This is a genomic window from Aureispira anguillae, from assembly GCF_026000115.1.
Lineage (GTDB): Bacteria > Bacteroidota > Bacteroidia > Chitinophagales > Saprospiraceae > Aureispira > Aureispira anguillae.
Map to the genome: position 1 here is coordinate 42,132 of NZ_AP026867.1, position 26,622 is coordinate 68,753.

General features: G+C 35.3%; 22 protein-coding genes. 5 read left to right on the forward strand and 17 right to left on the reverse strand.

Features of this window, described 5'->3' with window-relative positions; genetic code table 11:
* The first annotated feature begins 139 nt into the window (after nucleotides 1–139).
* Complete coding sequence (locus tag AsAng_RS00185) at nucleotides 140–754, forward strand: hypothetical protein (protein ID WP_264790744.1); 615 nt, start codon at nucleotides 140–142, stop codon at nucleotides 752–754.
* Between the two features lie 18 nt (nucleotides 755–772).
* On the opposite strand, the gene AsAng_RS00190 is transcribed toward AsAng_RS00185, so the two are convergent.
* From AsAng_RS00190 to AsAng_RS00205, 4 genes are all read right to left on the reverse strand, one after another.
* Entirely contained in the window at nucleotides 773–1,291 is a 519-nt protein-coding gene (locus AsAng_RS00190) for a hypothetical protein (RefSeq protein ID WP_264790745.1), read from the reverse strand.
* 219 nt (nucleotides 1,292–1,510) lie between these two features.
* Nucleotides 1,511–2,134, reverse strand: a complete 624-nt coding sequence (locus AsAng_RS00195; RefSeq protein ID WP_264790746.1) for a hypothetical protein — start codon at nucleotides 2,132–2,134, stop codon at nucleotides 1,511–1,513.
* A complete protein-coding gene (locus AsAng_RS00200; protein WP_264790747.1) occupies nucleotides 2,131–3,168 on the reverse strand; it encodes a C2 family cysteine protease in 1,038 nt (345 codons plus the stop codon). Before AsAng_RS00200 ends, AsAng_RS00195 begins: the two co-directional genes overlap by 4 nt.
* Before the next feature lie 68 nt (nucleotides 3,169–3,236).
* Nucleotides 3,237–3,686, reverse strand: coding sequence for a hypothetical protein (locus tag AsAng_RS00205; RefSeq protein WP_264790748.1), 450 nt, complete (start codon nucleotides 3,684–3,686; stop codon nucleotides 3,237–3,239).
* A 620-nt stretch (nucleotides 3,687–4,306) separates the two neighbouring features.
* On the opposite strand from AsAng_RS00205, the gene AsAng_RS00210 reads away from it, so the two are divergent.
* Nucleotides 4,307–5,059, forward strand: coding sequence for a glycosyltransferase family 2 protein (locus tag AsAng_RS00210; RefSeq protein ID WP_264790749.1), 753 nt, complete (start codon nucleotides 4,307–4,309; stop codon nucleotides 5,057–5,059).
* Between the two features lie 67 nt (nucleotides 5,060–5,126).
* Here the strand turns inward: AsAng_RS00210 and AsAng_RS00215 are convergent, their stop codons facing one another.
* The 5 genes from AsAng_RS00215 to ruvC form a co-directional block, all read right to left on the reverse strand.
* Nucleotides 5,127–6,032, reverse strand: a complete 906-nt coding sequence (locus tag AsAng_RS00215) for a GDP-L-fucose synthase family protein (protein ID WP_264790750.1) — start codon at nucleotides 6,030–6,032, stop codon at nucleotides 5,127–5,129.
* A 2-nt stretch (nucleotides 6,033–6,034) separates the two neighbouring features.
* Nucleotides 6,035–7,018: a GDP-mannose 4,6-dehydratase gene (locus AsAng_RS00220; protein ID WP_264790751.1), complete on the reverse strand. Its 984-nt coding sequence runs from the start codon at nucleotides 7,016–7,018 to the stop codon at nucleotides 6,035–6,037.
* Between the two features lie 274 nt (nucleotides 7,019–7,292).
* Nucleotides 7,293–7,868: an HNH endonuclease gene (locus tag AsAng_RS00225; RefSeq protein WP_264790752.1), complete on the reverse strand. Its 576-nt coding sequence runs from the start codon at nucleotides 7,866–7,868 to the stop codon at nucleotides 7,293–7,295.
* A gap of 442 nt (nucleotides 7,869–8,310) precedes the next feature.
* Entirely contained in the window at nucleotides 8,311–10,797 is a 2,487-nt protein-coding gene (gene dnaB / locus AsAng_RS00230) for a replicative DNA helicase (protein ID WP_264790753.1), read from the reverse strand.
* Nucleotides 10,798–11,179: 382 nt separating this feature from the next.
* On the reverse strand, nucleotides 11,180–11,746 hold the full coding sequence (gene ruvC / locus AsAng_RS00235; RefSeq protein WP_264790754.1) for a crossover junction endodeoxyribonuclease RuvC: 567 nt from the start codon (nucleotides 11,744–11,746) through the stop codon (nucleotides 11,180–11,182).
* A gap of 530 nt (nucleotides 11,747–12,276) precedes the next feature.
* On the opposite strand from ruvC, the gene AsAng_RS00240 reads away from it, so the two are divergent.
* Nucleotides 12,277–13,077 (forward strand): hypothetical protein, encoded by an 801-nt coding sequence (locus tag AsAng_RS00240; protein ID WP_407655311.1) that lies wholly within the window; start codon nucleotides 12,277–12,279, stop codon nucleotides 13,075–13,077.
* A 16-nt stretch (nucleotides 13,078–13,093) separates the two neighbouring features.
* Here the strand turns inward: AsAng_RS00240 and ade are convergent, their stop codons facing one another.
* The 3 genes from ade to AsAng_RS00255 all read right to left on the reverse strand — a co-directional run bounded on the left by ade (nucleotide 13,094) and on the right by AsAng_RS00255 (nucleotide 16,964).
* A complete protein-coding gene (ade, locus tag AsAng_RS00245; RefSeq protein WP_407655356.1) occupies nucleotides 13,094–14,716 on the reverse strand; it encodes an adenine deaminase in 1,623 nt (540 codons plus the stop codon).
* Between the two features lie 169 nt (nucleotides 14,717–14,885).
* A complete protein-coding gene (locus AsAng_RS00250) occupies nucleotides 14,886–15,947 on the reverse strand; it encodes a hypothetical protein (protein ID WP_264790757.1) in 1,062 nt (353 codons plus the stop codon).
* A gap of 78 nt (nucleotides 15,948–16,025) precedes the next feature.
* Nucleotides 16,026–16,964 carry a hypothetical protein gene (locus AsAng_RS00255; protein WP_264790758.1) on the reverse strand — a complete coding sequence of 313 codons (939 nt, stop codon included), beginning with the start codon at nucleotides 16,962–16,964 and terminating at the stop codon, nucleotides 16,026–16,028.
* Nucleotides 16,965–17,570: 606 nt separating this feature from the next.
* On the opposite strand from AsAng_RS00255, the gene dnaK reads away from it, so the two are divergent.
* The gene (dnaK, locus tag AsAng_RS00260) at nucleotides 17,571–19,433 is read left to right on the forward strand and encodes a molecular chaperone DnaK (RefSeq protein WP_264790759.1); all 1,863 of its coding nucleotides are present in this window, start codon (nucleotides 17,571–17,573) and stop codon (nucleotides 19,431–19,433) included.
* A 354-nt stretch (nucleotides 19,434–19,787) separates the two neighbouring features.
* Here the strand turns inward: dnaK and AsAng_RS00265 are convergent, their stop codons facing one another.
* Nucleotides 19,788–20,603 carry a hypothetical protein gene (locus tag AsAng_RS00265; protein ID WP_264790760.1) on the reverse strand — a complete coding sequence of 272 codons (816 nt, stop codon included), beginning with the start codon at nucleotides 20,601–20,603 and terminating at the stop codon, nucleotides 19,788–19,790.
* 406 nt (nucleotides 20,604–21,009) lie between these two features.
* Between AsAng_RS00265 and AsAng_RS00270 the strand changes: the two genes are divergently transcribed.
* Nucleotides 21,010–22,515 (forward strand): WG repeat-containing protein, encoded by a 1,506-nt coding sequence (locus AsAng_RS00270; RefSeq protein ID WP_264790761.1) that lies wholly within the window; start codon nucleotides 21,010–21,012, stop codon nucleotides 22,513–22,515.
* On the opposite strand, the gene AsAng_RS00275 is transcribed toward AsAng_RS00270, so the two are convergent.
* From AsAng_RS00275 to AsAng_RS00290, 4 genes are all read right to left on the reverse strand, one after another.
* A complete protein-coding gene (locus AsAng_RS00275) occupies nucleotides 22,516–23,601 on the reverse strand; it encodes a leucine-rich repeat domain-containing protein (protein WP_264790762.1) in 1,086 nt (361 codons plus the stop codon).
* A gap of 16 nt (nucleotides 23,602–23,617) precedes the next feature.
* Nucleotides 23,618–24,202: a nicotinate (nicotinamide) nucleotide adenylyltransferase gene (gene nadD, locus AsAng_RS00280; RefSeq protein WP_264790763.1), complete on the reverse strand. Its 585-nt coding sequence runs from the start codon at nucleotides 24,200–24,202 to the stop codon at nucleotides 23,618–23,620.
* Between the two features lie 84 nt (nucleotides 24,203–24,286).
* Nucleotides 24,287–25,783: a hypothetical protein gene (locus tag AsAng_RS00285; protein WP_264790764.1), complete on the reverse strand. Its 1,497-nt coding sequence runs from the start codon at nucleotides 25,781–25,783 to the stop codon at nucleotides 24,287–24,289.
* A 378-nt stretch (nucleotides 25,784–26,161) separates the two neighbouring features.
* Nucleotides 26,162–26,515 carry a DUF3244 domain-containing protein gene (locus tag AsAng_RS00290; RefSeq protein WP_264790765.1) on the reverse strand — a complete coding sequence of 118 codons (354 nt, stop codon included), beginning with the start codon at nucleotides 26,513–26,515 and terminating at the stop codon, nucleotides 26,162–26,164.
* Nucleotides 26,516–26,622: the final 107 nt, after the last annotated feature.

A 26,622-nucleotide genomic window follows, 5' to 3' on the forward strand; every position in this document is an offset into this window, starting at 1 on the left:
AGAGCTTAACCTGAATGGGTTAAGCTCTTTTTTATGATAGAAAGTACCGCAACGTATTGGGATTTAGGAACTATTAAAGCAATGGCATTGTTTGGTAATTGATTGTTTATTCTTTTGAGAACCCCTATAAATAAAACAGATGATGAATTGGTTTTTGAACGCAAAGCATTGGCAGTTATTTGCATTGATTTTTGGTCTACCATTTTTTTTACAAACAATTGTAATTGGAGAAATACTTACATCTATTCCGATAGAGGGAAACCTGAATCCTATTCTGTTTGATCTTTTGATGGTACCTTTGTTTTTGGGTATGGGAATTTTATGGGGCTGGTTATGGTCGATAGGAGTAGGTTTGCAATCCATCATTCCAGAGGAACATAGGATGAATATTAAGCGATTTAAGTTCCTTCTTATTGTTCCCTGTGCCTACCTCTTGTTTTCTTTAGGAATGGCGAATGTTTATAATTACAGCGCATCTCCCTTGGAAATAAAATTCTTTACTGTACTACTTCTACTACATCTATTTTCTATATTTTGTACCTTCTATAGCTTTTACTTTGTTGCCAAAGCCCTAAAAACGGCAGAATTACAGCGTAAGGTAACTTGGGGGGACACTTTGGGAGCTTTTATTCTCTTGTCTATGTATCCGTTGGGGATATGGCGCATTCAGCCAAAAATCAACACATTGATGGCAGAAAGCATACCACAAACTTCTAAAAATCCTTTTGAGGTATTAGATGATGGGGTGTTTTAAACGGATTGCTTAAAACGATTAAATAATAGAGAGAATAATAATAAGCGCAACTAAGAGGAAAAAGCCAACTACAATTGCCATATAGTTGGTATTGCTTTTATAAATTTCATACATGACCACCAACAAATCTGTCCATTCCATTCTTCGGGCAAGGGATTCTGTTGCAATAAAAAAGTATTTGGATCGATTGCCTTTAGAACTGTGATCTCCATGTTTTTTGAGAATAAAAAAGCTCTCATTTAGAAATACTCGCTCGTACAACTCATGCCTACCTGCAAATTTTATCACCAATCCCCCTAGTGTATATTCCCATGAACCCGTCGATATATCACCATCTAGAATACGAAGATATTGCCCATTGTCTTCAAAAACATGCAAAATGGCTTCCTGAAAATTAATATCATCACGAACTTCCATCCAGCGCTTATTAATATAAAAATCGTGTTCCCATAAATCTTCACTAAAACGATGAAGGTAGCCCATAAGAAAGTCAATGCCCTCGTCAAGGGAATTAAACTTAGGCAATTCCTCATTCATGGAATTAAATATCTTGTTAATAAGCTTCATTGATTCTCTACATGGATTTTGCGCCCTAAAATAAAGTACAAATATCGTGGATTATGGATTACAAACCCTCTAATAACGGCAATTTTTTAGCAAAAAAGATGCTTTTATCGCTGATTTTTTAGCGTAGTTGCAAAATTTTGAACTGGCGCAGTAATAAAAAGGCTAGGAAGATCGCTCAAACGTATTAGCTCAATCAAGGTTGGAAGTCCCACTTTTAAAACACTTATTGCGTTTAGGTGTTAAATCTTCTTTTTCTCTCCAATAGATGATTTTTTTGTCTTTGATAACAAAGGCATAACTAGCCCATTGATACGCTTGCGAAAACCCATTGATGATAATTTCAATAGCGACTAATTTTTCGGTATGAGTACTGTCATAAGACATAGAATAAACATTTAAAAAACCAGAGGGAGGAAATCTTGGTTTTTTATGTTCATTGGGGGCTTGTTTTGGATAGTTATAACAGTCTTCATTTTTTCTAATAAGCCCCCATTTTTTAGGTTTGTACCTGCCTTTTATTTTATTGAAGGTTGGTATTATTTTGTGTTTGTGATAAAAATCCTCTTCTTTATTATAGAGATTCAGTACGTTCTTATAATAAGGGATTATATAAACAAATGTGTAAAAATTAGTTGGCCAAATTTTACCATTAGCATACAAAATCTTATCCTTTAGAATAACACGATTGGGATAAATACTATCCATAAAAAAACGGAGGGCAATTTGTTCGGCTTCTAGTTTATTGTTCTTTTTCTGAGCAAGGCAACTATTGCAAACAATGAATAAGAGGAGTAAGAACATTAGTCTATTCATAATTCAAGAATTTGTAGGTTAGAAAAATGTGTTTTGAGAAGTTTACTATCCAACTCAAGATGATGTTTTCCATGAGGATTGTAGAGAAAAATACGATCTCCTTCCATTTTATCTAAGGTATAAGCATGTCCTTGAAATAATTTTTGAACTTTTCCTCCAAAAGAAATTTCTACTTCCTTTTCACCTGTTCCCCTACTATTAAAGGTTGTTGGATATTGGCAATCAATAGACGTTTGTATCTTTTCCATTAAATCATCGGTTGACATTGTTCCTGGGTCATAGGTACTGCTTACTTTGCCAGTGAGGACTTCTAAGGCTTCTTTAGTTGTTCCTCCTTCAATATTGTCATAACCTCCTAAAGCCTGTGCATAAGCCTTTTCTAATAGGATAGCCCAAAGTTCGTCATCTCCTAAACCTTGATAGATTGGTTTTCCCTCTGGATTAACCCAAGTAGAAGGACGCACAGTAATAATAGTAGGGGTTCTTTTTTTAGAATTTCTATCTTTTCTTAGGTGTAGCGTTACTTCATAGTTTTCACCTTTCTTTTTAATGATTGCACTTTTGCCATGGAATAATTCAGGTTGCATTCTTGCCAAAGCAGCCACAGAAGATAGGTAATAACAATCGCCTGTAGCTCCTTGATCAATATCATTGCTATCAATGACAGAAGCGTCACCTACGCCTTGATTGAATAGGGGCAATTCAGATAAATCTTTTTGTTCTAATACAGCTTCATGTATCTTTTTAGGCTCAGGTTCTTCGTCAGGGCAGGGAGAATCTTGTGCCCGTTCCATGGTTTGTTGCAATTTTTTTTCGATTTTTTCTTTTAGAGTAGCCATTCTGCCGTCTGTTTCCCAATCTTTGCGAATACGTTCTATTATTTTTTGATATTGTTGTTTTAATTCAGGTGTTTTAATAATATTATCATAAATGTCGTTTAACCCACCAGGTGCTTCTGTTAGTAGTTTTTTTAGCGCAATTAAACGCATTAAATCAATTTCTTCTGTCAAGGATGAATTTGCATTTTCTTCCACTAAGGTATTCCTAATGGTACTTTCTAGTTGTCTATATCTACGAAGTTGGATGCTTATTTGAACCTGTCCTAAGCTAGAATTTTTTCCATTTTCTTAGTATAGATAATTAGGCGGTTATTTTTCCTTCTAAATGAAAATTTTCCTCCAACATTAGGGCTAGGCAAGCCATCTTTCCATCCCAATTGAATCCCAAAACAATTTAAAAGATAGTTTTCGTAATCTTCTTTATGTTTTTTGATAATATTGATTCTTGAATTGAGTATCTGAGGATCTTTAGCGTCATCATATTTATGGATACAAGCAGGAATATCTTCAGGAGGGCAGTTAGGCACAACTTCTTTTGTCGCTTTTATAATTGGCTGTATAATTTTTAGGGTAGCGACCGATGCTTTGGCGAAAGCTAGATAATGCTTTTGCTGTTTGGGGTGATCTATCTTTTTGAATTCTAGGACAAAAGAAGCCAATCTTTTTTGTAGGATCTTTAGCGCATTGATAAATTGGGGGTGAGGTGCTTTCATCTTAAGATCAATTTTTTCGTAGTAGTCTTAATACATTGTTCGTCGATGCAAAATAGTATATTTTAAGGATAAGATGTTTTTTTTGTTATGTAAATTGTTGATTTTTAATGAATTTTGTCTTTTAGTGTATAGCTTATTAACACAATGAAAATTAAAAGCGCTATTTTTTTAATCACTTGGCTAAAAGCATTACTCCGCTAAAAAATCGTATTAATTATCAACTTAATACAAGGTGTTTTTTTATGTTTTTTGTTAAAAACTAAAAAATTAGCGGAGTATTATAAAAACATAGCTTGGCTTATTGTTTTTATTGTTGTAATTTGCCTCAATCTTAATCTACATTATTTGGTTCTTTGACAACTCTATCACAAAGTAAATTGTGTGCTACTAATTATACGGTAAGGTGATATTATTCTATTTGAGGATATTAAAGCATAGACCACGTTGTTGTTAGATCGTTTCGCTTTTAGACTATATAGTTGCAATTCATACCTATATAGTCTAAAAGCGAAGCGATCTAATTTCTAAAATCTAATACCCAAACGGTATAATTAAGACCATTAATTAAAATTTTCACACGAGTTGTCAAAGAACGCATTATTTATAATTATCATTTACGAATGCATCCAGAGTTTCCAAAAATTTCTATTATCACCATTTGTTATAATGCAGCTGAAACGATAGAAAAAACAATAAAGAGCGTTGTCGCACAAGACTATCCGAATATAGAATATATCATTATCGATGGAAAATCAAAAGACGATACACTCACTATTGTAGAGCAATATCGAGCGCATATTGCGCTGGTGATTAGTGAGCCAGATCAAGGAATTTATGATGCGATGAACAAAGGAATCGATCATGCATCTGGGGATTATATTTGGTATATGCATGCTGACGATCAGATTTATGCGCCCAATACTCTAAGCCTAATTATGGCAAACCATCAATATGAGGACTTTATTTATGGAAAAGCACTGTTGATTGATGAAGCAGGGAATGAACGGAGTTTAGAAACCCGAAAACCGCATCCTAATGATCGAGAATTGTCTTGGAAAACCATGAAACAAGGAATGGCAATTAGCCACCAAGCCATGTTGATTAAACGAACAATAGCGCCAAAGTATGACTTAGCTTACCGATATGTTGCAGATTTTGATTGGTTGATTCGAGTGCTCAAAAAGTCAACGACTGTTCGAGATACAGGAGTGTATTGGTGTCGTTTTGCAGAGGGAGGGATTTCTACTCAGCATCGTGTTGATTCTCTAAAAGAGCGCTTTGCCATTCTTCAAAAACATTTTGGGCTAATTCCAACCATTTGGCAGCATTTTCTGATTAGCCTTAAAGCCTTAAAGCGAGGCTCTATTCGGTAATTATACCAAGGTAGGAGATTTGAACATAGGTGGATAAATATGTTCAAACCTCCAGAATTGGATAAAGCTATTGGCGTATATTAGGATAGTTGGTCTCAAACCATTCTACGGTCTTTTTTAGCCCTTCATATAATGGCGTGTATTGAAAATCGGGAAGGTATTTTTGCAATTTTGAATTGTCGCTTGGCTTGCGGTATTGCCCATCAGGCTTATCGCTTAACCAAATTAATTTCCCTTTGAACCTCAATAATTCAGCTACCATTTCAACTAGCGTTTTGATACTAGTTTCTTCTGAAGTAGAAAAAATAATAGGTTCCGCCTCTTCATAATGTTCTAATGCCCATTCAGATAATTTTGCAACATCTTCGGCATAAATAAATTCTCTTAAAGGAGCGCCAGAGCCCCAAACTTCTAAGTCTTTGCCTTGTTCACGAGCCAAATAGCAGCGATGAATGAGAGAAGGAACAACATGCCCATTTTCTAAATCAAATAGATCGTTAGGTCCATAGATGTTTGTGGGAATTACTGAAACATAATTTAAACCATATTGTTCCCGATAAGCACGAATCTGGATGTCCGTCATTCGTTTGGCATAAGCATAAGCATCGTTGGAGGTATGTGGAGGTCCCAGATGAATTTTTTCTTCAGAAAGAGGGTATTCTACCGAATCGGGAAAAACACAGGTCGACAAAAAGGCAACCAAGCGTTGGACACCGTGCAAACGAGCAGCTTCAATGATGTGCGTATTCATGAGGATGTTTTCTCTAAAGAAATCTCCTTTGTAATTCATGTTTCCCCATATTCCTCCTACTTTGGCTGCACAATGGATTACTTCTTGGGGCTTGTGCTCTTGAAAAAAAGCATTGACTGCATTCCAATTGGTTAAGTCACAATCTTTTCGTCCAATTTTTAGGTCGGCACGAATCGCAGAGCCAACCATTCCCGTTCCCCCTGTAATTAATCGAGTTGCCATAGTTATTTTTTAGAATAAAAGTCCAACCAATATTGCACCATTTCATCCATCATACTTTCAAAAGTATACTTAGGTTCCCAACCCAAGGTTTGGCGCATTTTAGAACTATCTCCTTTTAAATCGTCCAACTCTTCAGGGCGAAAATAGCGTTCAGAAGTTGTTACATATTTGTTTTGATCTAAATCTAAAGATTCAAAAACATAGTCTACTAGGTATTGTACCGAATGTGAAATACCTGTTGCACAAACAAAGTTATCTGCCTTATCGTGTTGCATCATTAACCACATTGCTTGAACATAATCTTTGGCATGTCCCCAATCTCTAGTTGATTGCGTGTTACCCAATACCAATTGATCCGATAACCCTAGCTTGATACGAGCAGCCTCTTTAGCAACCTTATTGGTTACAAAGTTAGAACCACGTCTTGGAGATTCATGGTTAAATAGAATCCCATTGGATATAAATAGATTGTAAGAATTTCGGTAATTGTTACAAATATTGTAAGAAAAAACTTTGGCACATCCATAAGGCGAAACGGGACTCATAGGAGTTGTTTCGCGTTGGAAACCATCAGCATCAATGTTATTCCCAAACATTTCAGAAGAAGATGCTTGATAGAAATGAGCCTTCGGGCAAATTAAACGCATCGCCTCCAACAAATTTAAGGTTCCAATCGCTGTAACTTGAGCGGTATAAATTGGTTGGTCAAAACTAATACGGACATGAGACTGTGCGGCTAAATTGTAAATCTCATCGGGTTGTGCTTGTTGCAATACGTTGACCAATGATGCTAGATCAATCAAATCTCCATAGACTAATTTTAGGTTGGGATGATTTCTAATTTGATCAATGCGGTAGGTTTGATTTTCTGCAACAGAATTACGCTTTAATATACCCCAAACGGTATATCCTTTTTCAATCAAAAATTCGGCTAAGTAAGAACCGTCCTGCCCATTTATTCCTGTTATTAATGCTGTTTTGCTCATTGTATAGTTGAGTTACGAACCCATTTCTCTACCCAAAGATATTCCTTTTAAGAGCATACAGGTTCGAAATAAATAATTACACCACGCAGTAGGAGCGTAGCCTTATTAAAAAATAGAACGTAGCAAAAATAAAATAAAAAGTGAATAAGGCTTATTAAAGTGCATTTTTTCATTTTTTTATAACAATTATCCTTTTTTTTTTTTGACTATAGGACAGTTGAAGGCTTAGAATGTTCTTACATTCCATTTGTTGCACTTTTTCCATTTTTAGGATCTATTCGTCATCGTCTAAGGTAATATAGCCCCAGTCAATTCCTTTCTCAATTTTTCTTAATTGAGCCATTGTAATATTGAAGTTTTTTGCCAAAATCTGTTTTTTTGTTTTTCCTTCTTTTAAACGTTGTTTCAGCAACTTAACCCGTGTAGGATTCATTTTGTTTAATGGAGATGGTTTTCTGTTTTTTGGATCGTAAACTCCATTCTCAATCTGAAAATCCGTCATTTCTCGTTGTGTCATCCATTTTAGATTTTGATAATGATTGTTGAGATTATCTTGATCTAAATGAACAACAAATTTTTGATCTTCATTTTGTTTGGGACAAAACTCCTCAGCCACTAACTTGTGGATATAACAACCTTGAGTAGAGTTTCCTTGGAGTCTTAGGTTTAAGAGCATAAAACCTTGAACCGTTTTAGAACCTTTTAAGAGTTGTTCTGCTTGATTAATTTTGTCAATACTTTTTACCCTTCCATAGTCAGAAAAGTAGTATTCTTTTTGTTTGGTAGGAGTCCTAGTAATTACTTTTGCCCAGCGTTCATTCCAAAAACTCTTAATTTTATTAACTGTCATGTGTTAATTGTTTTGGTAGTTAACATAACAAATACAGCCAAAATAGTGTCTTTATATACTACTTAGCGATATTATGTCATAACAACCTTCTAAAAGAAAAGCTATTTGATTATTTTTTAGGACTAAATTGGGGATGTTGAGGTGTTTTATAAAATATCAATATCGAGGGTATAATGATATGTTAGGAACTCGTTGAATTATATTCAAATATAAATAAAAAATATAAGTAATGCTAAAAAAATACCCTTATCCTCCAAAGTATTATAGACTGCAAATAAAGTCTTTTTAATAGATTTTATCAAAAAAATCAACCAAAAAATACAATTCAAAGGATGAGAATTATGTAAACATCATAAATAGCCCGCTATATTAGGTCATTTTATAAGGACAAATAAAATGCTAATTTAGATAGAACGATATGATAAGAAATTGATATAAGGTACTAAAAAGGAACATCATCGATACCTGTATCATTGCCATTGGCTTCATTCATTTTAGAAGAAAAAGTTTCGCCACTCAACTGGTTATTGGCTTGGTCAAAGAAACTAGAATCATCTAAGCCCGTAAAGGCATCATCATCCAAGTTTGAGAATTTGGCGTATTGTCCATCCCATTTCAAACGAACAGAATCTAGTGCTCCATTTCGATGTTTAGCAACAATAATCTCGCCAATTCCTTTGAGTGAATTTCCTTCTTCATCTTCCAATATCTGATAATACTCAGGACGATAGATGAACGATACAATATCAGCATCTTGCTCAATCGCTCCAGATTCCCTTAAATCAGATAACTGAGGTCGTTTGGATCCCCCACGAGTTTCTACCGCACGAGATAATTGGGATAAGGCAATAACAGGAACATTTAATTCCTTTGCCAATCCTTTGAGACCACGTGAAATCATCGAAATCTCTTGCTCACGATTTCCTTTGTTATCCCCACCTCCAGTCATCAACTGCAAGTAATCAATGATAACCATTTGGATATCATGCTGCATTTTTAGACGACGACATTTAGCACGCAATTCGAAAATACTAATACCAGGCGTATCATCAATAAAAAGAGGTACGTTACTCAATTTGTCTACTTGAGCATGCAGTTGTTGCCATTCGTAATCTTCCAATTGCCCTTTACGAAGTTTTTCGGAGGGAATTTCTGTTTCCATAGAGATTAGACGATTGACTAATTGCAAAGAGGACATCTCCAAAGAGAAAAAAGCGACTCCTTTGTTAAAATCAATAGCAGCATTTCTAGCTACAGCCATTGTAAAAGAGGTATTATGCGTAACGGTCATATCCTCTAATAAAAATAAATTATTTTTGTCTAGCGTAAACCCATAATAATTATCTACGACATCTTCTACTACAGTAATATCAGTAGCTTGCCAATCTATAGTTGCCTCCCAAGGAGAGGCTGTATGCTTAGTAATTTTAGTAGGAATGCTACTAATAGCTCCATAGATGTTGATGCTAGTTTCATTCAATATCGTTCTAAAGCCTAGAGAGTCGCACAAAAATTTAATTTGTTGAGCTAAATTTTCGTTCGTTAGGCTAATTTTATAAGCACTAGCTTGGACTAAGCACTGCCCACAACTATCAATTAGCCCCGCTAATAGATCAAGTCGTTTTTGGGTAGAATTGATTAAAAATGATTGAGGGATATGGTTATTATCAATAAGATTGAGCTGTTGGAGCTGTTGTGTTAATTGACAAGTAACATCGCTATTTGGATTCCCTTCCAAGGTATGATTCAGGTCTTGATCTGTTGAATCATAGGTATTGGTTAGCAATTGTTGTTGCTTGGCAAATTGTTGCCAATAATCAGCCATTTTCTTTTTGGGCAAGGTAGCCTTGTCTTTTCCTAGCCATAAGCCAATAAAATAGGGCGGAAGGAGCGTATCTTGAGTCGGAAACTCAACTGCAACTTTATACCCTTTATAATTAGATTGAAAGGCAGCAGACTTAGTTAACCAATCTCGAACAGAGATGTTTAGGATCGCTCCCTTTTTATCCTTTCCATTAGGATTGGTGCACTTAAGGGATAAAATATGACTCTCATTAACTCGATAACTAATGCCTTTGTTCTGGTGAATCCAATACATTTTTTCTTTGCCACGAGCAATAGAACATACTTTGCGAGGAGTCGAATCATCGCCCATTAGCAAATCGCCTGCTACAACATCTTCGACCTTTTGGACACGACCATCGTACATTAAAACCTTGGTTCCTTTGGCTAGACATTTTCCCATACCAGGTCGAGCAGCAATAATAATCAAATCAGAAGGCTGCCAACCTGAGGTTAATTTATCCAAGTTTACAAAACCTGTAGGAACCCCTGTTAAGCCCTCTTCTTTGCCACTCATTTCTTCTAATTGCTTAACAGCCATATTAACCAAGGTACTCATTCCTAATGAACCACGGCTTAAGTTCTGTTCTGTAATATTAAAGAGATTTTGTTCCGCACTATCCAATAAATCAAATACGTCAACAGTATCTTCATAAGCCGATTTGATGGTTTCGGTTGAGGTACGAATTAGTTCTCGTTGGATAAATTTCTGAGCAATAATTCGAGCATGAAATTCAATATTAGCAGAAGAAGCGACTCGATTGGTTAATTCTACCAACTGATAAGGGCCACCCACCATTTCAAGTTTGCCCATTTTTTTGAGTTCCTCTGTTACAGTCAAAAGGTCAATCGGATGACTTTTTTCGAATAGAACACAAATTGCTTTGTAAATATGTTGGTGAGCTTCTTTATAAAAAGAGGCAGGACGTAGAATATCAATAATAAGTGCTACCGCATCCTTATCAAGCATCAATGCCCCCAAGACAGCTTCTTCTAGGTTAGTTGCCTGAGGTTGTACTTTTCCATGCTCTGAATAAGAGTTGGTTTTTTTAGTGTATTTCTTTGTGAAATTCTTTTTTTCGTCCATTATATTTTGCTAATCTAACTCTTTTAGGGATGCTAGAGCTTTCAAAGAAGGTTAATGTTCAATTGGTTCTCTAGAGGTAGCCTACAAAAATACACTTTATTTTTAGCAAGGACAAAAAACTATACCAATAGATTACATTTTTTTTTTGTAGCTCTGGTTGTATATTGTTGATTGTTAGCTTGTTGTGGTTTTTGGGTGTATTGGGTGAGATCATTTGTCTACTACTTAATGTGTCTGCTTTTTTGAGTATTATAAAAGAGTGCTTGAACATCGATAGTAGGCTTTAGTAGCGTATTAAGTTGCAATTTTTTTGATCTACTTGGAGCTTTATTATTGGATGAGACTAGTACTAGAATAAAACGCCCTTAGCTTATTGAACCATTTACAATTTTGCTTTTTTATTAGGATTGTCCTTTATGAAACTACTCCAATCGTTGTATTTTTTTTGTCCTAAACCAAGCCCTTGAGTTTGAATATGATGACAAAAGGCGACTCCTAGTGCATCCGTAGCATCAAGTGTAGCAGCATCAATTTGCCCTTCAATAACATGGGGAAGCATTCGAGCTACCTGTTCTTTGGAAGCGTTACCATTCCCTGTAACGGCTTTTTTGATGCTACGAGGAGAATATTCTTCAATTAAAATTCCTTTTTCGGATACCGCAACCATTGCTACCCCCTGTGCTCGACCTAGTTTTAGCATAGATTGCACATTTTTTCCATAAAAGGGCGCTTCAATAGCAGCAGCAGTTGGTTGATATAATTTGATTAATTGTTGCAATTCTGTAAAGATATGGGCTAGTTTTTGACCGTGATTATCATATTGACGCATATCCAAAACGCCCATACTAATAAGGCGTGGTTTTTTCTTACCGATTACTTGTATAAAGGCATACCCCAATATATTACTGCCAGGGTCAATGCCCAATATTATCTTTGGTGTTTTATTCATTATTACTATTCGTTAAATTACTATTCGTTCATCTATTTTTTTGTCAATAGATCGACTAAAAGGGGAAGATACAACGTTATAGGAATTAATACTCGTGGAGTTTTGCTTTTTTGTTGTTTTCGTTCTTTATTGGGTGGATAATCAAAGGTGCTTTTATGTGGACTAATAAAATTTAATGAAGAAGAAAAAAAGAAATGATAAACTATTCCATTGAGAACCTTCATATTTTCTTGTAAATTTGCACTATGCTTACAAATATTACACGAACGCTAACTATTAAAGATAAGGGCTTTTCTCTAAAGTCACTCATACAGCATAAATTTTTTGCATTATTATTAAAACTAACAATTGTAATAGTTTTATCCTTCATTTTGTATCATCAGATTTTTGGTCGGGAAGATATAACAATTCAAAAGCTAGTAGAAGAGTTTGTGGCAAGGATGTCTTGGCAAAATATTCCATTAATAATGCTTGTATTGGTATTGATGCCGTTGAATTGGTTTTTTGAAACTCAAAAGTGGCGTTGGCTAATGCAAAAAATAGAACCAATCACCTTAGGCGAAGCCCTAAGGATTGTTTTAGTTGGTTTGACCTTTTCTTTGTTTACTCCCAATCGAGTAGGGGAGTATGGGGGGCGCATAATGATGGTGTCCAAAGAAAAGCGGTTGATGGCTATTTTTGCTATTATGGTTGGCGCTTCAAGCCAATGGATTGTTTTGGTGGTAGGAGGTTGGTGGGCAATGATTGCGACTTTTTATTGGGGATTTATTCCTGTCAGTAACATGGTGTTAGGGATTTTAATAACACTTGGGCTATTAATTTTTCTGATTCTTCTACTTGTTTACTTTAACTTACCTGTTTTAGTCAATTTTTGTTTACGTTTTCGATGGACAAAAAAATGGGCAGGACAAATGCAACAATCATTGGGACAACCTTATACGAACCAAGAGTTATTAATTGCATTGGTATATTCCTCTACTCGGTATTTAATTTACTCTTTTCAATACTTATGTTTGCTTTACTTTTTTGGTTTCGAAGCAGGAATTATTTCAACCTTTTTAGGAATACAGATTGTTTATTTATTACAAACAGGAATACCCTTGCCTCCTTCAACGGGCTTATTAGCAAGAGGAAATTTAGCTCTATTGATTTTTGGTTATTTAACCGTATCCAGTCATGCTTCAACGGCTATTCTCGCATCTACCTTTGGTTTGTGGTTAATTAATGTTGTATTACCTGCTCTTATTGGCGCTTTTTTTATTCTTAAGTTTGGTTGGGATAATAAAAAAAAGAAGGAGCAATTGGTTCAAGAACCCTGCTCCTCGCACTAAGATTTTTGAATCGTTTTTATACAAATAAAGGAGTAAATTTAAAATCTCCCCCATCAAATAAACCTTTGTCGCTTAATTTTAATCTAGGAATAACCAACAGAGCCATAAAAGAAAGTGTCATAAATGGTGCTCTAAGTTGACAACCTAACCGTTCTTTGCTGAATAAATCAATGGTGGAATAGGATTCGGCTACTGTGGTTCCCTCATCTGTAGACATAATCCCCGCAACAGGCAAAGGAAGAACGTGAGTTTGCTTTTCATCGACTGCTGATATGCCGCCTTTGTTTTCGATAATTAAGTTGACCGCTCTACAAATGGCATCATCATCCGTTCCTACTGCAATTATATTATGAGAATCATGTCCTACACAGGAAGCCAAAGCACCTGTTTTTAGTTCGAATCCATTGATAAAAGCAATGGCTGGAGGCGTATTAGCATAGCGATTTACAACGACCATTTTGAGTACGTCCTTTTCTATATCAGAAACGACATTATTTTGTTCTACTTTAGCTAAGCTTTCAAAGCTTTTTGTAATAAGTTCTCCATCTATTGCCTGAATAACATGTAAATTAGGCGTTTGAGGAGCGATGGCAAAATCAGCAGGTTTTTTTAATGGAGTATCAAAATTATTGATGGTAACTTCATTAACTCGTTCGATCATTGATTGACCATTTTGAGCAACCAGTTCCCCATTAATATAAGTAGCCAATACTTTAAAATGTTCCAAATCTTCAACGATCGCAAAATCGGCAAAATCACCAACCTGCAACAGTCCAATATCAAGTTTATAATGTTGTACAGGATTAACGCAGGCTACTTGCAATACATCAAAGAGCGGCACTCCTTTGGCAATTGCTCGTGCGGCCAACTGGTTGATGTGCCCAAGCATTAAATCATCAGGGTGCTTATCATCCGAACAAAACATAACATTAGCGGTATGTTCAGGTAGAATAGAAATTAACGTATCAAAGTTTTTAGCAGCAGAGCCTTCTCTAATGATTACTTTCATTCCTAAGCTCAGTTTTTCTAATGCTTCCTCTAAGGCGAAACACTCATGATCGGTGCTAATGCCTGCTCCGATATATTTTCGTATATCCTCACCACGGACACCAGGAGCATGTCCATCAATGGGTTTACCGCTGGCTTTTGCAGCATCTAATTTGGCCATTACCATGGGGTCTTGAAAAATAACGCCAGGATAATTCATCATTTCTGCCATATATTTAATATCAGAACTGGCCATTAATTCTTTGATTCCCTCTACGTCAATTTCGGCTCCTGCGGTTTCAAAACTAGTAGCAGGAACGCAAGAAGGAGCACCAAAATTAAACTTAAAAGGCACTTTCTTCCCATTGTTTATCATATAATATACCCCCTCTAGTCCCATTACATTAGCAATTTCATGAGGATCAGAAACGGTACCTACTGAACCATGAATCACAGCCAAGCGGGCAAACTCGGATGGGATGAGCATAGAGCTTTCTATATGAACATGAGCGTCTACAAATCCAGGTATTGCATAGCCCTTTACTACTTCATGGATAGGAGTTACTGCAACAATTCGATCCTTTTGAATTTTGATCTCTGCAGCAAATATTTTTTTGTTGGGTATATCAACATAATTGGTCTTAATCGTCATCATTGGTTGTATCTAATTTTTGATTACTTGTGCACTCAATTTAATAGAAAAAAAGGAAAAAGTGTAGCTTAGATATAGATATATAAAAGGCTGCCCTCTAAAGAGAAGACAGCCCATTTTATTTTTAACAACTGCTTAGTACAGAAAAGAGTACTATTAGTTGATCTTTTTAAGCAAGAGATTTAAGCCCTTCTAGTTTTGCTTTTAAACCATCAATAGAAGCAATTTCAGAATCAAAGCTACCTAATAATTCAGCAATTTTAGCATTAATATCGGCAGAAATAGAATCTAGAGCAGCATTAGATTTTTCCCCTTGTTTCGCTTTGATAGATTCAACAGTAGGTTTCAATTTAGTTGCATAACCTTCTAGGTTGGTGTTGATTTTCTTAACGGCTTCTAATTCTTTTGTCAAAGACGAATTACCGTCAGCATTCTTTATAAAATCAGCTATTTGAGGGAGTAAGGCTTGAATTTCATCCCAACAGCCAATAACAGCTTTAACTTTTGATTTAGCATCCGCTTTACTTATAGCAGGCCAAGCAACATCTTTGATGTTTTTGAAACTACCCACTAATGTTTTTACCGTAGCTTTTAAAGCATTGGCATCATCAGAAGTTTCAGAGGCAGAGCTAGGAGCACTAGTACTGCTAGAAGGAGCTGGAGTCTCTTCCTCGTCAGTTACAGTTTCAAATCTTAAAATATGTCCACTCTTAGCTAAAAGATCGTAGCCAATATTTTTAATATCTTCAGCTAATGACTTCTTCTTCGTTTTACCGTTTACTTTTACGCCAGTTTTTACCGCCATGAAACACTCCTTAGTAGCCTCGTCCAATCTAGCAAAGCGAATGCTACCAAAGGCATAACCTTTGGATTTTTTAGCTGTTTTTTCTAGCTCTTCTAAGAATAGGATTTGAGCTTCTAAATTTTCTTTATCAGCCTCTTTAGTTGTTTTGCTTAATGTTTTTTGGGCGGTGGTAAGTGCAGCACTTAAATCAGATCCCAACGGAAAAGAAGTACCGTAGAAAAAGTAATTTTTTTGCCCCATGTTTAGATAAACAAAAGGCTTAAGTCCTTTTACATCAAGTTTTGGAGCCGAATCTTTGAACAACTTCCCTGGTTTAGCAATTTTACCTTTTTCTAGAAGTTCTAATATATAAGATAAGGCAGAACCATCAATTCCAAATGCTTTGGATAAGACAGCCGTTTTTTTTGATAGATCTTTTAATTTCATGATATATTTTTTAGCGTGAATGTTTAAGAATAAATGCCTTATGTTAGAATTGTAAACAAAAGCAAAGTATGTATTTGATTATCCAAGTGTTTTGAGGTCAACACGTTTTAATATTTCTTTTATTTCAGAACGAGTCTCATTCATCCGTTTTACAACTTTATGGAGCGACTGTTTTATTGCAGCCGAGGTCTCATTTCTTGTTTTTTGCGAATGAATAGCTGTTTCTAATTTTTTCCATTTAGGAATTCCCTTTTCTAAAATTTTCTTTTGAGAAGCAAATTTTTTACTGGTAGCAGCATCGGTTTGCGTTAAATTAGTCAAAAAGATAAGCCCCGCTTTGCGCAAAGCGTTCACAAAGGCAGCATCATTGGCTGTTGCGTGGCGTTTTTTGTAACGGGGGATAACATCGTTAACTAATTTTTCAAGCCCTCTTTTGATGTCCTTCGCTTTTTTTACGACTTCATCGGTACTGATCTGAGGGGCTTGAGCAGTTGTTGTGTCATTGGCACTTTCAGCCGCCGCTGCCGCTGCCGCCGCAGGAGTAGCAGATTCCACCTTAGATGGGTCCTGAGCATCAACCATCAACGGAGCATTGAGCCAACGCACTTCATGAATTTGTTTCATAAAAGAGCGCTGCATTTTTTTTAATGCTTTAAGGATCGGTGCTTTTTTGCCTTTCGCCAAAGAGTTATTGGCTTGAATGCACAATATTTTTTTATCCTTTTCTTCTAAGATAAAACAAGATCCCATTGAGATTTTTGATTTATCAAAGCCCTCATTTCCTTTTCCAGCAGCCTTAAATACCTTTTTGTGACCTTCTGTTTGGTCTCCCATTACTAAAAGGTCTTTCCCATCCATAAAATTCTCACAGAAAAAATAATCTGTTGTCGTTTCTACATTGGTATTCTGGATAAGAAGCTGTTGCAAACCTTTATAGTACTTATCTAGGAAGCTAACATCAATACTTCTATTTTTTATTTGTTCTGCCTTAAGTTTAAGTGTAATTTTAAATGCCACAGTGTTTTTAGACTTAAAAGGTTAGGAATCGGGAAAACATGAATTAAATGAATGATAAACAAAGAACACCTTCAAAAGATGGACTTTAAGAATTCGGGTAAATTTAATAAAAAAAAATTAAAAAAACAAACGATTTTTCTTTTTCCACCTGAAAGGAGTTTTACTTTTATTTAGGCGTTAATTGAAAATACTAAACGATTAGTTTTTGCCAAAACGATTGTTTTTTAGTTCATAGGTTTAAAATCCAATCTGTTCTTAGTACTTTTGTGCTTTGATAATTAAAACGGCAACAAAATGTACGAAATAGTTGTCTTACTATAAAGAGAATGGTTGATTCATTTTTATTTTTTTCCTTCAAAAGGACTCAAAATGATTATGATAAGGTTGTTGATCGCTAGGTAGTTGGATGAAAAGCAGAGGAGCGTTATAGCTGAATTAATTAGCAAATAAAAAAGTAGATAATTAAAAATTATGTTTTTTTGATGTGATGTGTGCTATACCGCTCGCACTATACTAAAATAGTCATAAAAGAGTAGAAGCAGCTTAATAGTCCACAAACTCCCATTGTCAAAAAAGCGAAAATTATAACAATAGATATACAAGAGCATGGCAAAAATTCCTATCGACTTAACTAAGGGAACCTTAAAAAAGGTAGAGAAGCCCCAAGAAAATGTAATTATAGGTATTGATTTAGGAACGACCAATAGTCTAGTCGCTTATATGTCGGATGGCAAACCTGTTGTGGTAACAGACCATATTGGCAAAAATGCCTTGGTACCATCCATTATACATTTTGAACGAGCTGATTCTATCATTGTTGGGCAAGATGCTATAGAGAAGTTGGTGACCGATCCAGAGAATACCATATTTTCTATCAAACGCTTGATGGGAAAGTCGTATCAAGATGTAGAGGACTATAAACGTTTCTTCTCGTATCAAATCATAGACAATGAAATTGATAGTAGCTTAGTCAAGGTTCGAATCAAGGATAAGTTTTATACACCGACAGAGTTATCTTCCCAAATTTTAAGACAGCTAAAACGCCGTATCGAAAAAACATTGGGAACTGAGGTTGACCGTGCTGTAATTACAGTCCCTGCTTATTTTAATGATGCTCAACGCCAAGCCACTAGAGATGCAGGGAAATTAGCAGGCTTGGATGTTTTGCGAATTGTGAATGAACCAACAGCAGCAAGTTTGGCTTATGGAATTGGTTTGGACAATGAGATGACACAAACAGTGGCCGTTTATGATTTGGGAGGGGGAACCTTTGATATTTCTATTCTTAAAATTGAACATGGAATCTTTGAGGTCTTGTCTACAAATGGGGATACCTTTTTGGGAGGAGATGATTTTGATAAAGCAATTCAGGATTATTGGATCAAAGAACATGGTTTTGAAATCAATGAGAATCCTTCTTTGAGTCAAGAACTGAGGTTGGCAGCAGAAGAAGCAAAAAAAGCATTTACGCACACAGAAGCGTTTGAAATAGAGGTGGCAGGGGTCTCTTGCCGCATGACAAAGGCAAATTTTGAAAATTTGGTTACTCCTTTGGTAGAACGCACATTAGTTGCTTGTAAGAATGCGTTGAAAGATGCAGCATTAGCTATAGAAGATATTGATGAAGTAATCATGGTGGGGGGCTCTACTCGCATGTGCATTGTACAGAATACCATTGCTAACTTTTTTCAGAAAAAGCTAAATAATACCTTAAATCCAGATGAAGTAGTGGCGATGGGAGCTGCTGTTCAAGCTGATATTTTGGCGGGCAATAACAAAGATATTTTATTGTTAGATGTTACTCCTTTGTCTTTGGGAATAGAAACGGTTGGGGGGCTAATGGATACGATTATCGCTCGAAATACCAAGGTGCCTATCAAGGCTGGGCGTCAATACACAACTTCTATAGATGGTCAAAAAAATCTAAAGGTTGCCGTTTATCAAGGAGAGCGAGATTTGGTTGCTGACAACCGAAAATTGGGTGAATTTGTGCTTCGAGGAATCCCTCCAATGGCTGCGGGGCTTCCTAAGATTGAAATTCACTTTTTGCTCAATGCGGATGGTATTCTAAAAGTTCGTGCTAAAGAATTGCGTTCGGGAGTAGAACAAACGGTAGAGATGCGTTCTCCTTATGGTATTTCTGAGGAAGAGATGGGGAGAATGTTGTTGGATTCTATCCAGAATGCTAAAGGGGATATGGCCGTTCGGGCTTTGATTGAAGCCCGTACAGAAGCTCAAAATGTAGTCTTGTCCGCCCGCAAATTTTTGAAACAAAATGCTGCAATTTTAACAGAGGAAGAGACTAATATCACAACTTCTCTGGTGCTAGAGTTAGAAAAAGCCACTAAAGGAACGGACAAAGATTTGATTCATAAACAAATGGAAGATTTGAATGAATATACTACTCCATTGGCACATCGAGCGTTAGACATTAATATTGCGGATGCAATAAAAGGAAAACAACTCTAATTAATAGAGGTATTTAATCGTTTGCCATTACAAACATTAACGGAGTATTATACAAAATAATGAAACTCTGGGGCTTACATTTTTAAGCATCTTGGAGGAGCCAACAGAGACAGAACAAGACTTTATTTAGGTACTTGTTCTGTCTTTTTATTTTGGGGAGATTAAAGTGAGATTGGTTTTAAGGTATACCTCAGTAGAAATACTACACTGTAACAAAACCTTCTAAGCACTTTCAACTTTTCGCTTTGATAACATTGCCATCAGGCTGTAATTGTCATCGAATCTCATCTCAAATTCGCTGCAAAAATCATCCATCACTTTTGTTACAGTGTACTTAGTTCTTTTTTGTGAAAACTAATAAAATGTATATTCAAAAATTTCGAAATGGCTTCTTGTGATGCTTTCGGTTTCCTGATTATAGGTGTCAAACGATTTTTGAGCAATTAACTTTTTTTTGTTGTACTCTATAGTTGATTTGCTTAATAGATCCTCGTTTTGATATTCTGAAATACCGATTAGCTGTTTCTTTTTGTTGTAATGATAAATATTGCTGAAGCATAGACGACAAAAGCAGGAAGCTGTTTTATACAGCAATTTCTTTTTGTTGTAATAAAAAACCTCTCTAGAGTTCTGTATCCACTCTTTGTCGCTATCTATTGTTGAATGCGAAAATAAGAGTAGTGCACTAAGCTTTTTTTCCTTGTTGTAGTGCCATATTTTCATTTGTGATTCTGTACTGCTAATAAAAGAAGTATCAATTAAACCAGTTGGGGTGTATTTGTAAATGACAGAATAGGCATTGGTTTTACTCTGGTGTTTTTCTTCAACTAGGTAGCCATCTTGATACGTAAAAGATATATTTTCTAGGATTGTTCCATCTTTAAGTGTTTTGATCAGATGGGTTAGCATCCCCGAAGCATTGTATTGATAAGAATCAATTGTTGGGCTGCCTACATAGTGTGTTTCTTGAATAATTCTCCCTTCTGGTGTAAATGATTTGACGGAATGTAGCGTAAATTCATTTGCTTCATTTTTTTCTTGGATGGTAATTGTCTTTATTTTCGCTTTTTTTATTGCAATGGCATCTTTATATAGTTTTAGAGGAAGGGGAAGTTGTGCTAAGGTTAAAAAAGGAGTTGCTAATAAAGTGATGACTATCAGTAACTTCATTGGAATTGGTGTTTGGTTGGTATAGTAGTGTGGTTTATACAAAAGTACCCAATACTTAAAGAAAAAATAAAAATATAGATTATAAATTAATTTTTATTTAAAAGCGCTATCTCGATAGCTAAGTAGATGCTTAGTTTATAACTTTTCAAGTATATTTTTAATGAAAACTGCTAACTATTCTAAAAAAAGTTAATATAGGTTTAAAGTAAACGGCTAATTGTCTCCCAAAATACTACTTTTGTGATTGCTGCGTTTTAACTTTTAAAACAGCAGAGAGAGACGATTAAATTTGTCAAAGAACAATCATTAGTTTTGCTGAGTTAAGTAGATGCCCAATTTAATGTTAATTATTTTTGTTCATCTAAGTACTTACTTCAGAACCAACAATAAAAACACCTTATAAGATATGCAGTATAAAATAGGAATTAGCTTTTTTATTATATTGATGATGCAAGTGATTGGAATTGCTCAAAAGGACAGTAGTATATACCACAAAAAATATGCATTTCAACCCAAAGATTTAACAAAGGAATTAGAGGCAGGGCAAGAATTCTTCTTGGCGGATGGGATCTATAAAGTATGGAATGGCAGTCGTTTTACTTGGGGTTTTTATAAGGAGACTACTGCTGAGAAATTGACGGAACCTAAGTACGATACAATTACTTATCGTTATTTGCACAAAAAGAAAAAAGGTTTTTATCGAATTAAAGAAAACGGCAAGTGGGGAATGTTAGGTGAAGATAGAAGTGTTTGGGTGCCTGTAGAATACGATCAGTTGAATTACATTTCTAAGCGTCACCAGCAATACGTTAGCATTAAAAAAGGCAATAAATATGGCGTGTTGAGCCCAGAAGGGAAGGTCATTTTAGAGGCTGCGTATGATGATATTTTATTTGATGGCTATCGTTACAAAGTCAAAAAAGCCGATAAATGGGGCTTAAAAGATAATCAGGGCAAAGAACTTATTCCAACTTGTTTTGATGCGTTAGAAGATCATGCTTATGTCTCTCATACTCGTGTTAGAATAGGAAAAAAATGGTCGGTGTACAACTGGATAAAAGATAAGCCCTGTGCATTTGAAAAAAAATTCGATGACATCGATTATTTTTCTCGTTACTTTGTGGTTAGAGAGGATGGAAAATATGGGCTGCTAGATATTAATGCCAAGGAAATCTTGCCTTTTGAATACGATTATATGTCTCCTTTCTTTCTCAAATACTTGAGTTCTATTTTGGTTGGAAAAGATAAAAAGGTAGGGCTATTGAGGATAGATACCTTAGACAAGGTACACACCTCTGTACCCATTGAGTATAACGATATTTGGATTGATGAAAATACCTTTAAAATAAAAGTGCGTTTGGGGGATAAAATTGATTATTATTTTAACGATCAAACCTTATTTGAACTGGCTTATAATGATGTTCAATATTATGAAAACATTAATCGAGTGATGGTGAAAAAAGGAAATAAATGGGGAATGCTAACGGTAGATGGAGCGCCTATTATTCCGATTGCTTATTCCAAAATTCATGTGATGAATCCCAAACAATTTATGGTACAAAAAGGGACAAAATGGGGAATTTTGAACGAGCGAGGAAAAGAAATTATACCCGTGATTTACGATGAGTTTGATTATCGTCCCAAGAAGAAGTTTTTCTTTGTCAAGAAAAAAGGAAAATGGGGGATTGTCTCGATTACCAAAGGTATTATCTTGCCTCCTAAGTATGACGATATGTCTACCTTGCCCAATCGTACCTACTTGGTGAAACAAAAAGATTTGTGGGGAATTGTGGCTGCTGGAGGGCGAGTGATTGTGCCGATAGAATACAGTGCATATACTTACAAATACAAGGCTAGAGAGGTGCTTTTAAAGCATCCTAATGGAACCGTTAAAAAGCATCCTTTGCTTTAGCTATTCATTGGCTAAATTCCGAATCATGGTGATGCTATTACCCCGCAAAAAAGGAGTTGCAACTCCTTTTTTGCCGTAATAAATTTTAGTGTTGGGAAGCCATTCTTTGAGTGTTTCCTCTACAAAAGTGCGATTGCGCTGCCCTTCTTCATGCCAAATTAAAATTTTTAGATTTTTTAGTTTATCAATATTTTTAGGCAAACTTCTTCGACCAATAAAGGATAAATCTAAGGCAATTAAATCGGGTAATTGGGATAGTGCATTAAAGGCTTGATTCAAATTTAGAGATCGATTTCCATTTAGGCTAAGAACCTGTAAGTTGGTCATTTTTCTAATCGTAGATGGCAAATTTCGTAACGGGAGTTTCTCAAGAAAGAGTTTTTCTACCTTTGGCATTTTAGTTAATACAGCAGGGAATTGTTGAATATTGTTATAACATGTTGCCATTCCTGTATGTAGGTTGCTAATGTCAACAATAGTCAAGTTGCCTAAATTATAAAAATAAGAAGGGAGGCTGTTTAGGTTGTTGTCTGCTAAGACAAGCTCATTGATCTGAGTTAGATAAATCAATCCAAAGGGCAGCTTTTTAATTCCGTTGGACGACAAATCTAGTTTTCTTAATTTTTTGCAATGGGCTAGTTTGGGGTTGATGGCTTGAATCTGATTGTTACTTAATGAAAGATAGCGTAGATTGGGATAGTTGGTTACTTTATTGGGGATATAATAAATATTTTGATAGGACAAATCTAGATGCTTCGTAGCTTCATATGCGTTGTTTTTATGAGGAGTAGAGATATTTTGATACAACCTTTTTAGTGATTTTTGACTGCCTGATTCTAGCGCTTTTAGTTGCAGTGTTCCAAAAAAATCATCCCCACCTGGTAATTTAGGAAGTGTTTTTAAATAAATTTCTTGGGCTAAACCCTCTTGAGCTTTTTGTTGAGGCAGAAGCAACATGGTTTGCCAACTAGAAATGGAAGCGGAGATAGAATCAACAGGTTTTGCTGGTTCTATAGCAGGGTTCGTTTCAGCGGATTGGCAAGAGAAACAACTGCAAAAAATCAAAAAAATCAAGGCGTACAGCATCGGTTTAGTTTAAGGGTTAAGGGACAGGAGTTGCATACATTCCAGCACGTTCAATTTCATCCGATACTTTGTCTGGAACCCAATAACGAATAGATTTTTTGTCTCGAATGAGTTGACGAATTATAGAGGAAGAAATTTCCATAAGAGGGGCATCTATAATGCTGATACTTGGATGATTTTGCAAGGCTCCTAACTCATATTTAGGTCGCTTATAAACATAGAGTTCATAATGCTCTAAAATTACTTCATAGTTTTTCCATTTGTGGAAAGAGCCCAAATTGTCTCCCCCTATAATTAATACAAAATCGTGTTCAGGGTGCTTTTCTTTTAAATAGGTTAGGGTGTCAATGGTATAGGAAGGCTTGGGCATTTCAAATTCAATATCACAAGAATGAAGCTTATTGTGGTTTTCAACGGCTATATTGACTAAATGCAAGCGATCATAATCATTGGCTAACGTTGCTCGTTTTTTGTGTGGATTGTGTGGCGTAACAACCATCCAAAGCTGATCTAAAGGCGTGGTTTCTACAATATAGTTGGCAATGATTAAATGCCCTGTATGGATGGGGTTAAAAGAGCCAAAAAAAAGTCCAATTTTCATCTATTCTATTTATTCGTGAACTTCAAATTAAATAATGAGCAATCAAAGAATAACTCATTGCCAAAATACGAAAAAAAGAGCGCTTTATGAAGTTATAATCTTTTCGATCCAATCTGAATAAGCTATATTTCCCTTATTCTCTAAAATTTGTTTTTTTAGCACTTCGTATTTTTCAGCTTTTCGATTTGGATCTAACTGAAAGGATACAATCTGCGAAATATAGGATATAAAATTACGAGTGCGTTGAATCTTGTCAGGGGCAATGATATTTTTTTTATTTTTTCGATAAATATAAACCATAAATGCATTACAGGTTTGTTGAACGGCTAATAAATCTCCTCTGCTGTAATAAATCTGAATCATAAGTTTATAATAAAAGATCTTAAAAAAAGGATCTACAGTTTGATGGTTGCCTACTGTTGCTATAATACTATAAGCCTTATCAATTTCGTCCAAATAGAAATATAGATAAGAGAAATGAATTTTTTTTATAAAATCTTCGTGTGGGCTATTTAACCGAGTTGCTTTTTCTGTAATAAAATCAATTGCCCAATCCGTCCGATTGGCGATTAATCCAGCTAATAGAATAGCTTGAAATTTAGAGGGGCTCAACTGTTTGTTTTGGAATAGATAATTCTTGCGTTCGAGCAAATCAATATAGTCAACATATTCACTGGCATAATAACTACGATTGATGTTATTATTGATGAAATAAATGCATTGATTCATGAGATAAGCAATCATGGTTTCTTCCACATTCGCCGAAAAATGATGGGCTTGTTGCTTTATTTGCTTGGCAGCATCTAGATATTTTTTCTCAGCGTTGTCAAGTAGCATTTGATAAATTAGAAAATAAGACTTCGTTAACGGGCATTGAAAATAGATGTTTTCATGAAGTAATTCCATAAAAGCCGTACGAAAAGAAACCGAAGGAAAAATAGTTGATGTTTCTTGCACAATTCGATTTCTATTAAGTTGTTCACAAAGCAAGCGCAGCTTATTTTTTACATAAAATGCATCTAGAGCATGATTTGTTTTGCGAAAATGCTCGTCGTGGGCTTTTCTATTGTCTCGATCTCTTTGTAAATAAATTTCATGGTATTTCATATTTTGAAAATGAAAATCATCTGTTCTATTCCGTTTCTTTTGTAGTAAATTTTTTAAATCGTGTAAGGCATGTTTGGCATTGATGGGCAGCTTATTTTCTATGAAAAAAGAATTGAGCGCTAGGGTGTTATTGATGGACTTGTCTTTGCGTAAGTTGAACAAATGAAGCACCTTGCAGACATATTTGAACAAGTCGCTAGTGGCATGGTTAAATTGCGCTGAAATTTGTATCCCACACTGTTGCATTAATACTTTTTTAGAAAGAGGAATGTCTTTGCCCTTTTTGATGTGTTCAACGATTGCCGTTAGTATAATGATTCGCTCTGAATTGATCGGAATATTGTCAAGCGTGGCAATCTCTTTTATGGTTTGTCGTTGCTTGGGTTTTAAGTGCTTTAGCAATTCATATAAGCGAGTTGCTCGAATGTCGTTTGAAGCTTGTTTTTCTTGCTTTGTAGGACGAACTTTTTTCATTTTATAGGGGATTTAAATGCTCTTGAGGTGCTCATGAAGAAATAGTATATCAGCAGAATTTAAGGACAAAAAAGCCGATACCTTCCAAAATGTGTATGCAGAAATTTAAATGAATTGATTTAGCTTTATAAATATAGGTTGAATGCTTCTAGAGCGTCAGAATAATATTCATGGTAGAACTAAATATATAATATAAGGTATTATAAAATAATTTGGTAAAGATAATCCATCAAATTTGAGACGAGTGCGTTTTTACTTTTCTAAAAAAGAGACTGACTTTTAAATAAGTGTGGAGAGCGAGCAATAAAAAATAAAGATTGCCAAAGCTCCAAAAAGGAAAACTAGGAAGCGAATGCAACACTTCCTAGCTTATTTGGATTAAAGGCTAATAGTAGCCGCAAAAGCATCCTTTTGATTGGTATTAACAATAACCGTATAGCTGCCCTTGTTTAAGGAGGATAAATCAAATGAACAAGAATGGCTATTGCAGGAATTATTTTGGAAAACAATGTCTTGATTCGCATTTAGCACCATAACATTTGTCATATAATCTTGTGCGTTGTTTAATGTAATTGCCATAATCACATCATCCATTACGATTATTCCTCCACCTTCAGATTGTTGGAGTATGGGTGTCTTAATAAGATGATTGTTTTCGGCAATGCTGCAAAACATTGGATTGGTTAGGAACCAAATGGAACAGAATAAAAAACTGAATTTTAATGAACTCATAACTTTTAGTTTAAGAAGTTATGAGAGGTACCTCTCGTGAAAATTAAAACAGCTGTAGGTATTAATAAGTAATGTTTGTTTTGTTGTTATTGGTAGGTCGCAAAAAG